This is a genomic window from Halobacillus sp. Cin3 (genome assembly GCF_947311855.1).
Classification (GTDB): Bacteria; Bacillota; Bacilli; order Bacillales; family Halobacillaceae; genus Halobacillus; species Halobacillus kuroshimensis.
In genome coordinates this window covers 105093-115686 of record NZ_CAMZMV010000006.1, presented here as the reverse complement: position 1 = coordinate 115686, position 10594 = coordinate 105093, and the positions used below count along the sequence as shown (strand labels likewise).

At 47.5% G+C, this 10594-nt stretch carries 12 protein-coding genes; 8 read left to right on the top strand and 4 right to left on the bottom strand.

All coding sequences use genetic code 11. The annotated features are described in order from the left end of the window. Nucleotides 1–220 precede the first annotated feature (220 nt). Nucleotides 221–1129 (top strand): DMT family transporter, encoded by a 909-nt coding sequence (locus QMA39_RS17265; protein WP_281659414.1) that lies wholly within the window; start codon nucleotides 221–223, stop codon nucleotides 1127–1129. Between the two features lie 63 nt (nucleotides 1130–1192). Continuing rightward, complete coding sequence (locus tag QMA39_RS17260; RefSeq protein WP_206935671.1) at nucleotides 1193–2344, top strand: AI-2E family transporter; 1152 nt, start codon at nucleotides 1193–1195, stop codon at nucleotides 2342–2344. Between the two features lie 95 nt (nucleotides 2345–2439). Here the strand turns inward: QMA39_RS17260 and QMA39_RS17255 are convergent, their stop codons facing one another. The 3 genes from QMA39_RS17255 to QMA39_RS17245 form a co-directional block, all read right to left on the bottom strand. Beyond that, nucleotides 2440–2997, bottom strand: a complete 558-nt coding sequence (locus QMA39_RS17255; RefSeq protein ID WP_206935675.1) for a cysteine dioxygenase family protein — start codon at nucleotides 2995–2997, stop codon at nucleotides 2440–2442. 14 nt (nucleotides 2998–3011) lie between these two features. Next, a complete protein-coding gene (locus QMA39_RS17250; protein WP_206935677.1) occupies nucleotides 3012–3902 on the bottom strand; it encodes a DMT family transporter in 891 nt (296 codons plus the stop codon). Nucleotides 3903–4068: 166 nt separating this feature from the next. Beyond that, nucleotides 4069–5073: a putative sulfate exporter family transporter gene (locus QMA39_RS17245; protein ID WP_027956881.1), complete on the bottom strand. Its 1005-nt coding sequence runs from the start codon at nucleotides 5071–5073 to the stop codon at nucleotides 4069–4071. Nucleotides 5074–5181: 108 nt separating this feature from the next. On the opposite strand from QMA39_RS17245, the gene QMA39_RS17240 reads away from it, so the two are divergent. Genes QMA39_RS17240 through QMA39_RS17230 form a run of 3 tightly spaced genes read left to right on the top strand, consistent with a single transcriptional unit; the run spans nucleotide 5182 to nucleotide 6593 of the window. Continuing rightward, nucleotides 5182–6072 (top strand): LysR substrate-binding domain-containing protein, encoded by an 891-nt coding sequence (locus tag QMA39_RS17240; RefSeq protein WP_027956880.1) that lies wholly within the window; start codon nucleotides 5182–5184, stop codon nucleotides 6070–6072. A gap of 54 nt (nucleotides 6073–6126) precedes the next feature. Continuing rightward, nucleotides 6127–6258, top strand: coding sequence for a hypothetical protein (locus QMA39_RS17235; protein ID WP_281659413.1), 132 nt, complete (start codon nucleotides 6127–6129; stop codon nucleotides 6256–6258). Next, complete coding sequence (locus tag QMA39_RS17230; RefSeq protein WP_281659412.1) at nucleotides 6255–6593, top strand: GNAT family N-acetyltransferase; 339 nt, start codon at nucleotides 6255–6257, stop codon at nucleotides 6591–6593. Before QMA39_RS17235 ends, QMA39_RS17230 begins: the two co-directional genes overlap by 4 nt. A 279-nt stretch (nucleotides 6594–6872) precedes the next feature. Here the strand turns inward: QMA39_RS17230 and QMA39_RS17225 are convergent, their stop codons facing one another. Then, on the bottom strand, nucleotides 6873–8081 hold the full coding sequence (locus tag QMA39_RS17225) for an MFS transporter (RefSeq protein ID WP_027956879.1): 1209 nt from the start codon (nucleotides 8079–8081) through the stop codon (nucleotides 6873–6875). A gap of 111 nt (nucleotides 8082–8192) precedes the next feature. Between QMA39_RS17225 and QMA39_RS17220 the strand changes: the two genes are divergently transcribed. From QMA39_RS17220 to QMA39_RS17210, 3 genes are all read left to right on the top strand, one after another. Further along, nucleotides 8193–9110: a LysR family transcriptional regulator gene (locus QMA39_RS17220; RefSeq protein WP_242520509.1), complete on the top strand. Its 918-nt coding sequence runs from the start codon at nucleotides 8193–8195 to the stop codon at nucleotides 9108–9110. Continuing rightward, nucleotides 9040–9612 carry a nucleotidyltransferase family protein gene (locus QMA39_RS17215; protein WP_035532883.1) on the top strand — a complete coding sequence of 191 codons (573 nt, stop codon included), beginning with the start codon at nucleotides 9040–9042 and terminating at the stop codon, nucleotides 9610–9612. Before QMA39_RS17220 ends, QMA39_RS17215 begins: the two co-directional genes overlap by 71 nt. Before the next feature lie 88 nt (nucleotides 9613–9700). Beyond that, entirely contained in the window at nucleotides 9701–10504 is an 804-nt protein-coding gene (locus QMA39_RS17210) for an STAS domain-containing protein (RefSeq protein WP_051254799.1), read from the top strand. The last annotated feature ends 90 nt before the right edge of the window (nucleotides 10505–10594 follow it).

Here is a 10594-nt window from a genome sequence, read left to right as displayed (position 1 = left end):
AACACAGTAGTTAAGCTCTTCAGCGCCGATGGTAGTCGGGTTTACCCCCGTGAGAGTAGGACGCTGCCACGTCACACAAAACCTTCAGGATTGTCCTGGAGGTTTTTTTGTATAGAAAAACGTATGTTTCATTTCTATTGATTGGTACGTTTAGATTTGATAGAGTATAGAATTATTGGTTGTTATTACCATATTAATGAGGGGAAGGAGGAGATAGAGCGTGAAGCTGTACGGGGCATTAATGGCACTTAGCTTGATATGGGGGTTATCCTTTGTCTTTATTGAGGTCCTTATACCTGTTGCGGGAGTATGGGGGACTGTGTTTCTAAGGTGTATGGCCGGCGCCGCCGTCCTTCTTCCGCTGTTTCTTTATCGATGGTGGAAGGGGAAGCGGCCGGCTGTTCTTCCGTGGAAGCGTCTCATCGTTGTCGGTTTGTTCAATGCCGGACTTCCGTGGGGACTGATTGCTCTAAGTCAGACATCACTGACAAGCAATATGGCTGCTGTATTGAATGCCTCTACACCCATTCTGACAGGAGTGGCAGGATTTCTGTTGTTTTCTGTCCGTCTGCATTGGAGACAGTGGGGAGGTATTATGATCGGCTTTGCAGGTATCATCCTGTTAACCGGGTTTCGCCCCGGAGAGATTACAGGGGAGCGTTTCATCGGAGTCGGTACAATGCTTTTAGCGGCTTCCTGCTACGGGTTTGTATCCCATTTCACCAAAAGGTATCTTCAAGGGACAGACGTCGTCCTGCTGGCTTTAGCCGGTCTGTTGGTCGGAGCCGCTTCCGGTGCGCTCGGAATGTTCTGGCTCGATCCGGCCAGCTGGGGAAATGTCATCGATATGGACCTTCAATCCATACTGGCTGTCATCGGTCTTGGATGTCTCGGATCAGGGGCGGCTCACCTTCTCTATTATTATATGATTAATCAGGCTGGGGCCGAGTTTGCGAGTATGGTCACCTACCTTGTCCCTGTCACCGCCTTGATTTGGGGTCGTGTACTTTTGGGGGAAGCTGTTACGCCCAACCTTATATACGGCCTGTTGACAATCTTTGCAGGCGTCTACCTGTCTACGAAGAGAAAAGGTCACAGCCAACAGCTTCCATCTGTAAAAGCTGGATAACGTGGAAAGAGCTTTCTGTGTGATAGAATAAAATCAATCATGCTGTGCTGAGGAGAAATGTTTATGAATCGCTGGGACTCCACACCGGTCATCCGATTCTTTGGAGGCCGTAAAACATTATTTCTATTAGGTATTCTACTAATGATCGGATTGAATATCCTGGTCTTTTCAAATGTATGGTTTATATTCGAGCCCGTTGCCGTATTTGTGAAAACCGTAGCGCTCCCGCTCATCTTGTCTGTTGTTGTCTATTATCTGCTCCGGCCGGTGATTAACTTACTGGAGAAGTGGAAAATTAAACGCATTTGGGGTATTGTCTTAACGCTGCTCGTTCTCATCGGGTTAATTACGCTGGTGATCGTTTTGATCATACCTTTCCTGGAAAAACAGTTGATCAGTCTTTCGGAAGAACTTCCACGCTATGTCGTCGACTTAATATCATCGATGGATGAGTGGCTGAAGAATTCTTATTTCTCCGCATACTACACCAATATGTTTCAGGATGTAGATGGGATGATCAACCAAGTACCGGACTACATATCATCCTATGCCACGCAGACAGTGGAAGGGATCACAAGTATCATATCTACAGTCACCAGTGTCGTTGTAGCCATTGTGACTCTTCCCTTCATCTTGTTTTACTTATTAAAAGACGGTCATAAGCTGCCCGGAGTCATGATCCGTCTGTTTCCGCCTAAAGCGCGCCCGGAGGTATCAAGTGTATTCAAAGGGATTGATCATCAGTTAAGTGCCTATATTCAAGGGCAGATCATCGTGAGTTTCTGCATCGGTGTCATGATGTATATCGGATTTTTGATCATCGGACTGGATTACGCCCTGCTGTTGGCTGCAATCGCCAGTGTCACGAGCGTAGTCCCTTACTTGGGGCCGGTAATTGCAATCACGCCGGCGTTAATCATATCTATTGTGACTTCCCCGTTCATGGTTCTGAAGCTTGTCTTCGTCTGGACGGTTGTGCAGTTGTTGGAAGGAAAATTCATTTCTCCCCAGATCATGGGGAAAAGCCTGCACATCCATCCAGTCACGATTATCTTCGTCCTGCTTACGGCCGGTCACCTTTTTGGAATCATTGGCATCATCCTGGCCATCCCGGGCTATGCCATTTTAAAGGTGTTTGTTTCTCACTTTTTCCACTGGTTCCAGCGCCGGTATAACCGCTTTGCTGAAGAAAAAGATCAATACGAAATGGATTAAAAGAGGAAGCGGGGCCCCGCTTCCTCTTTTTTTGCTGATATTCCGTTGTCTTCCGGTGCCTCCAGGAGTTCCCGGTTTCTTTCTGCGTCACTCGCTCAACTCTTCTCCAATTGTATTTCCCTAAGCCGCTGACGCTGTTCCTCCGGCCACCAGGCACCACAGTCTGCGGAAACGACACAAGCAGCGCAGGTGTCCAGGTCATATACTTTCATGCCCCGAATCGGTGGGGAGTATAAATGAAGGGTGACAAGATCATTTTCTCCGCTGCGTCCCATTTTATGAATCCCCTTTTTTGGAGCGAACATTGTCCGTCCTTTTTCCTTGTATTCTGTAAAAAGGGGTTCAGGGAGCTTTTCACTTCCTCCTTTATAGATGGTTTGTTTCGTTTCCCCGTTCATAACGAGTATCCAGCCGGATGATTCTCCATGATCGTGAGGGGCACATTCGATGTCTGCCCAATTCATCACAATCATCTCCACATGTTCATCCTCATAGATCATCTGGCGGTAGTACGGTTTACCGTCAGGATCCTTTAGGTAGGGATCCAGCTCCTCAAGTGTAATGTCACATTCAAGCAGTCTTTTTTTCAATGATGCCGGAGAGTGATCTGTCAGCGTACGAAAAGCGTTTTGCACCCGTTCTTCCATGTGCATCACGGTTTCCTCCTTTATTTTCTTTTTTGATGTTGGGCCAGCAGAACCCCTGTTAAAATGAATAGACCACCAATGACTGATGTGGCTGCCAGCTTTTCATGAAGGAGAAGCATGGCGGCGGACAATGTGGCCAGGGGTTCCAAATACATAAACACAGACACTTGGGAGGCGGGCAGAATTTCATGTGCTTTCGCCCAGTACCAGTAGGCCACAGCGGAAACGAAAATACCCAGAAACAACAGGTGGGCCCAATGGCTCAATTCCAAGGCAGCCAGCTGAGTCAACCCTTGGTTTCTGATGAAAATAGGCAGGGTCAGCAGACAGCCGATGATGCTCATATAAAAGGTTAGGACGATGGAAGGGAGAGGGACAGCCAGCTTCTTCAAAAGTACCGAATAGACCGCCCAGTTCAGAGTGCTTAAAATCATAAGCAGATACCCCATGCTCAAAGAAATCTTGATAAAAGATCCTTCCCCTCCGGAGGTGATAAGAAGCACACCGAGAACAGCTGTAATGATTCCTGTTGTTTTTTTCAGACTTAGAGGTTCGTGTAGAAAGATGAATGATAAAGCAATCGTGAAAATGGGTGAAAAAGAAATGAGCCATCCGGCATCGGAGGCCTGGATGGATAAAAGGGCGGTCGCCTGAATCACCTGATGGACGTAAACCCCTAGAATGCCGAGAACGAGGAGATGGGGCAGATGAGTTATGCGTACTTTTAAGGGGTAGCGGAAGACGACAATCATACAAAATAAAAATAGAGCTCCAATTCCAAAGCGTAGAACAAGCAGGGAGTACGGGTCTATTTTTTCGAGCACCGCCTTGGTCGAAACAAAAGAAATTCCCCAGAAAGTGATGGACAACAGGGCATACAGGGATGCACTCATTTTAGCTGGAGCATTCATATACCTGAATCCTTTCTATAAGTCCGCTGCTTTTACTATATGCATAGAAAGGACAGGCATGTCAGACACCCTGATCCTCCTTTATTTTACCAAAAGACTTGGTGAGCTTAAGTCCTTCGACAAAGAGTGCAGGAAAGAGACAAAAAAACTCCTCGTGAGAGAGGAGTTAAAAGATCCAGTATGTGAAAAAAGCCAGCAGGATGGAGACGAAAATCAATATCACCGTCGGTTTTAATGCTCTGTCCCGAACATCTCTGAGACTGACACTCAGCCCTAAGCCGACCATCGACATCGTCAGCAGGAAGGATGTGAGGGTGAGCAGGTTGTTCATGACAGGGTCGGGAATGGTGATATACGTACCTTCGACATAACTTCCGAACAGACTCATGACGATAAATCCCAGCAGAAACCAGGGGAACGTGATGGATCCTTGGTTTTCTCCTTTGCTCCGGAGCTTCATGACCCAGAGAAGCAGAAGACTCACAGGGACAAGGAGAAACACGCGTGCCAGCTTTGCGAGAAAGGCCATGCCCAGCCCATCCGCTCCTGCCGGTTCACCGGCCAGGGCAACATTGGCGATTTCGTGCAGGCTGAGACCGGCCCACATGCCATAGGCGTCTGCATCCAGAGGAAGGATCGGCCGGATAATGGTGAAGCCGATCGCAAAGAGCGTACCGACAATCGATATAATTCCGGCACTTACGGCTGTATCCTCTTCCTTAGCATGAATGATCGGCGACACGGCTGCGATTGCTGAGGCCCCGCAGATGCCGGTGCCGATTCCGAGCAGGGTCATAAGCGAAAGGTCGGCTTTAAACATTTTAGCTGCAAGGACCATGAATCCTACTGCAAAAATGATGACGAGGACACTCTTCCATAAGAGGGGAAGTCCTTCATTGACGATCATGTTCATATTCAGACGGAGGCCGAATAAGATGATGGCCAGCCGAAGCAGTTTTTTCGCTGCGAATTGAATACCGCTTTTCATTTGTTCGGGATAACCAAAATAATGCCGGTAGAGGACAGCCAGCAGAATGGCGGCAGCTAAAGGTCCGATCTGACTGACTCCAGGAAGCTGGGCAGCCAGAAAACCGGCCGCTGATAATAAGGCTGTGAATGCAATGCCAGAAAGAAGTGGCTGTTTATATATCGTTGATGTAATCATGTTCATGATGATGCTCCTTTCTATTCCTTCCTTATCATAAGTGGCTGTTGATTATTAGTAAAATAAAACTTTATAATGTTAACAATAGGATTTAATAATAATAGGAGGGTCATCATGGATTTTGAATCATTGAAAACGCTCATCACGGTGATCGATGAGAAAAGCTTTACAAAAGCTTCTCAACTGCTCCGGCTTTCACAGCCCACAGTAAGCTCCCACATCCGGCATCTGGAAGAAGAATTCAATACCGTGCTGATTGACCGGTCACCGAAACGTTTTGATGTCACACCGACAGGCGAGATGGTGTATAAGAGAGCCAGACAGGTTCTCGGGGTAATGGATAAAGCCAGAAAAGAAGTGCTGCAGTATCATGAACAGATGAAAGGGACGGTGAAAATAGGAGCGAGTTATACTGTAGGGGAATACATTCTTCCTTCCCTTCTCCGGGCGTATGACCAGGAGTTTCCTGAAGTGGACCTTCAGGTGACCATTGCCAATTCTGAGAGAATCAACAGAGAAGTTCAGCTTCATTCCCTGGACATAGGGCTTGTTGAAGGGCGCGTGGCTGATCAGGGATTGTCTTCTTTCCCTTTTATGAAGGATAAGATGGTCGTCATCGTGCCGGATGAGCACCCGATTCGCAGATGTGAAACGCTGGCGTTCGAGGACCTGCAGGATCACACGTGGATTATCCGGGAAGAGGGATCCGGTACAAGGGCGATGATGGAATCGATGCTGGAGTCGTACAATATCCGTCCGCGAAAGACGATTACAATCGGGAGCAATCATGGAGTCGTTCAGGGGGTAAAGGAAGGGCTGGGGCTTTCCTTTATTTCAGAGACGGTCGTGACCCATACAGCTGCCGAGCACCTGATTATGCCCCTTCCTTATATTCAGCCGACCACCCGTTATTTTTCAGTCGTCACTCCGATGAGTGAAGAGGAAATCACGGAACAGGTGCAGGCGTTTATCGGAAAGGTGAGGGAGTTATTTCAATTGTCATAAAACCTTAACGTCACAGCATGACCATTTTGTTATGATGGAAGGGAGAGAGATTTGGTGCAGATAAGAAAGATGGGGAACAACGATACAGAAGAAGTCATCCGCTTGATGGTTGATGCGATTATGGACATTCCGCAGGACGTGTATACGGATGAACAAAAAAAGCATGGGCCGGGGCCGTTTCATTGAATGAAAGCTTGTCTGGAAGGCTGCTGAACGGGTTCACCCTGCTTGCCTTGGAAGAGGGTCAGGTCATTGCAATGGCTTCCTTAGCCGGTGGGGAATGTATTGATTTCCTATATGTCAGGCCGGATGACCAGCGGACAGGAACAGCATCCATCCTTTTGGAACAGTTGGAAAGAGAGGCTGAATCCATGGGGGCGGTGCGCCTCCATACAGAAGCCAGTTTTGCTGCCGTTCCTTTCTTCATGAAGCACGGTTATGAGAAGGTCCGCCATCAAGAGAAGACACTGAACGGAACGGTTATAAAAAATGTTCGAATGTGTAAAAAGGTGCATATCTGATTTAAGACAAGGGTATGGTTCATTGTAAGTCAAGTGAAACGTTTTGCGATGGGAGACGTATATAAAGCAATAAGTAGATTGTCGTCAGATTTCCTGCCAAATCTTATTTCATACTGAGGTGAAAACATGCAGAGACTGGACCAGATCGTCGATTATTTGAAGACACTGGGGATCGAGGTTGAAAAAGTGTACCGTACACCGAAGGAAGAGACAAGATAACCGTACTTAACTTATACATGACAAAGGTATGCTTTTAATCAAGCATACCTTTTTTTATGATCAGGCCGTCCTCTGGTTTGTAACCGCTTGAAAATCTGGATGACGGGACTGGATATGTGCCCACAAAATACCGGCACCAGCCGGAAGAAGCAGCCATAGGAACACAAAGGAAACACCGGAAGTGGAAGCAATGGCTCCGAATAACGGCCCACTGAGGACAACAGAAGACTGGTTGGCGAGCATACGCAGACTGGAGAGTCTTCCGTGGAAAGCCGGATCCGACGCCATCTGCTGAACCGATTGAAGTAAAGCACGAATGCATGATGTGCCGAAACCGATAAGGAAAAAACCTATAAAAGCGGGCCATACGTTGTTAGTCAGGCTGACGAAGAGCAGACCACATGAAGTAACGGCAAAGGCCCAGACCGCTAAGCTGTTTTTGAATAGTTTCCACCACCACGTCCCCAGCAGCCCGGCAGCCATACCTCCAATCGAAAACACCGCATCAAGCAGTCCGTAGAGGAAAGCCCCCTGCAGCAGGTGGGCACTGGTATAAACGCTTAAAAAGCCAAGAGAAGTATGAAAGGTCAGCTGACCGATCATTAAGAGAAAGAACAAACCGTAAAACAGCGGGTGGTGATGGACATAACGGAAGCCTTCCTTCATATCCAGAAAAAATGAAAGGTGTTTCCGCTGTTCTTTTCTAAAGGGAGCTTCACCCAGCTGCATCACGGAGAGGGTGGACGCCGTAAACAAGAGAAGGACGACTCCTAAGGAAATCTCCGCAGGAAGAGTCCCTGCCAGAACCCCGCCTCCGCCTGCACCGATCAGGCTGCCTGTGATTGTCGAGGAATTGGACCAGGAGAAGATTTTCGGGAGCGCGTCTTTCGGAAAAATCGCGGCTGTCAGAGCCTGCAGGGCAGGACGGAATAAGGAGCCGGCTGTCTGAAGGAGCATATGGACAAGAATAATCAGCCAGGGGGATTCTGTACCCATGGCAAATGTCGTCCATAGAAATAAGAGGATGAGCACACTGGATGCCCCGGCAGCTACAGCGAGTTTCTTCCGGCTGTACCGATCTACAAGTACTCCAAAGAAAAGGTTGGAGACCATCCCGGGCAGAAAGCCGAAGCTGACAAATAACCCTGTGTACAAAGGGTCGTTCGTCCATTGGAACAAGATCCAGGTTGTCAGCACAAAATACATGGCCCGCCCGCATTCGTATAGAAAATAACTTCCGAGCAGACGGCCGGTTTTCATATGAAGCATGTGATCCCTCCTTTTTTCCCTTTTATCTTACTCGAAGGATAGAGATTTGAATAATATTTAATTATAATAAAAGGTGATAAGAAAAATGGATAGGGGGAACATTCGGTGAGAATGGAAGATTATGATTTGTTAATCCAGCTTCATGAATGTGGTACCATCCGTTCGACAGCAAAAAAAATTCTTCTTTCCCAGCCGGCGATCACTCAGCGATTGAAATACATAGAAGAAGAACTGGGAGGAGCCATTTTCGTCCGCACCTCGAAAAAACTGTGGATCACTCCTTTCGGTGAGCTGGCGCTTGATTCAGCCAGAGAGATCCTGCAAAAGGAAAAGGAGCTCAAAGATAAACTGGCGATGGCAGAAGGGAGAGTGTCCGGCACTCTTTCCATAGGGGCGTCGTCGCTCTACAGCCAGTATTTTCTTCCGGAAATACTCCAGTCGTTTACAAAGATGTATCCTGAGGTAACGATTGATCTGATCACTGGGATCAGCAGTGAAGTCCGTTCGTCGGCGTTCGACAATCATCTATCCATCGTGAGGGGGGAGCCGATTTCCGGATTCGACTCGATCCATTTATTGAATGACCCGCTTTATTTATTCGATCTTTTCCCTCTCCCCCCTGTAACGGAACGGCCGTTTATCGAGTTCAAAACAGACTCGGACTTTACACGTCTTCTTGAGGAGTGGCGGGAAAATCAAAAGGAACTCATCTACAGGCCGACGATGAAGGTCGATCATTTTGAAACCGCTAAACAAATGATGAAACATGGGCTCGGAATGACGGTCCTTCCAGGTAGTATTGCGCACGAGGAAAAGGAAGAGTATGCCTGTCTGCCTCTTGTAAATCAAGAGGGGAATGCTGTCATCAGGGAGACATGGGCATGCGTGAAGCCGGATGTCCGTTCACTTCCACAGGTGGATGCCTTTCTTCAACACCTAAAAAAAAGGAGTGGAAATCATGAATTCTCTGGAAAGCGAGCTGATCGAAATCATTCAGGAGAAAACCCCTCACCTTCTTCCGATCTTTGATCAAGCCGATCATTATTTTTCATGTTATTACATAGGAGCGGGAGCACTTGTGCAGAGTGTATGGAATGAAAAGCACGGATTCGACCCAGCGTATGGGATTGGAGACGCGGATTTGATCTATTTTGATCCAGAAGGAACATTGGAAGAGGAGCGGCAGTTGGAAAGGGACATGCGAAAGCAGCTTTCCCGTCACCCTTTTGAAATGGACGTAACGAACGAGGCGCTCGTTCATTTATGGTATGAAGATAAATTCGATATTCCCATTGATCCCTATCCGTCCCTCGAAGCAGCCGTGGACACATGGCCGACGACAGCGTCCTCACTCGCTGTCCAAAGAAGAGCACCAGGAACCTTCGATATTTATGCCCCTTTTGGTCTGGAGGATTTATTCAGCTTAATTGTCCGGCCGAACAAGCGGCTGATCCCGGAGGAAGTCTATTTGAAAAAGGCAGCGAAATGGAAAAAGCGCTGGCCGAAACTTACTATTTTACCTTGGGAATAGGTGGAAGTGAACAGATTAACTTGCAAGGGGTTTGTCATTCATTTTATTATAATAGTATTCATTCCATTTTAAAGGGAGCTGGATGACCGTGAATGAACTTTCGTTTGCTAGATTAGAAGAAATCCAACAAAATGAATTCATAAAAGCTGCGATCGACCGCGTGGGTGCGGGTGTCGTGATTTCGGATCCGGAGCAGGAAGATAATCCGATGATTTACTGTAATAAAGGATTTGAAGAACTGACTGGATATAAAGCTGAGGAAATTCTCGGACGCAACTGCCGTTTTCTTCAGGGAGAAGACACGAGCGAAAGTCAGGTTGAACGCATCAGAGAAGGGCTGGACAGCAAAGAGCCGATCCTCCTGGAGATTAAAAACTACCGGAAGGACGGGAAACCGTTCTGGAACGAGCTGCAAATTTTCCCGGTGTACATTTCTCAGATGGATCAGACTTATTTTGTAGGGGTTCAGAAAGACGTGACCCAGCGCAGGGAGCAGGAGGAATTGATTGGTCACTATCTTTCTGAAGTGAAGCGTCTGTCCACACCGATTGTGCCTGTGGAAGACAACATTTCTGTTCTTCCGCTCGTTGGAACGGTGGATGATGAACGGCTGCAGCAGATGTTGGAAGCGGTCAGTCATCACGTGAAAGAAACAAAGGAAGATTATCTCATCATGGATATGTCAGCGGTTCATTCCTATAATGAAGCGATACATATGGGGATTTACCAAATGAATCAGCTGCTGGACTTGATGGGGACGACGCTGGTCATCACAGGCATTAAGCCGACCTTTGCGATCCAAAGTGCTCCCTATGCGGACTTCAGTGAACTGTCGCTGCAGACCTATGCCTCTGTGAAACAGGCGTTGAAACAAATTCCCAGAAGGAAATGATCAAAGCACCGATCTGATGCATTCAGACGGTGCTTTTTTTATGTGGAGGGAGAGTGCTTGGTGAGCGAATCATTTCCTGTCCTCCGGTCT

What these genes read in the sequence shown, in the direction of transcription:
- QMA39_RS17260 (WP_206935671.1), top strand. Translation starts at nt 1,193, where the DNA reads ATGAATCGCTGGGACTCCACACCGGTCATCCGATTCTTTGGAGGCCGT.
- QMA39_RS17255 (WP_206935675.1), bottom strand. Translation starts at nt 2,997, where the DNA reads ATGCACATGGAAGAACGGGTGCAAAACGCTTTTCGTACGCTGACAGAT.
- QMA39_RS17250 (WP_206935677.1), bottom strand. Translation starts at nt 3,902, where the DNA reads ATGAATGCTCCAGCTAAAATGAGTGCATCCCTGTATGCCCTGTTGTCC.
- QMA39_RS17245 (WP_027956881.1), bottom strand. Translation starts at nt 5,073, where the DNA reads ATGAACATGATTACATCAACGATATATAAACAGCCACTTCTTTCTGGC.
- QMA39_RS17215 (WP_035532883.1), top strand. Translation starts at nt 9,040, where the DNA reads ATGAATTCTCTGGAAAGCGAGCTGATCGAAATCATTCAGGAGAAAACC.
- QMA39_RS17240 (WP_027956880.1), top strand. Translation starts at nt 5,182, where the DNA reads ATGGATTTTGAATCATTGAAAACGCTCATCACGGTGATCGATGAGAAA.
- QMA39_RS17225 (WP_027956879.1), bottom strand. Translation starts at nt 8,081, where the DNA reads ATGCTTCATATGAAAACCGGCCGTCTGCTCGGAAGTTATTTTCTATAC.
- QMA39_RS17220 (WP_242520509.1), top strand. Translation starts at nt 8,193, where the DNA reads ATGGAAGATTATGATTTGTTAATCCAGCTTCATGAATGTGGTACCATC.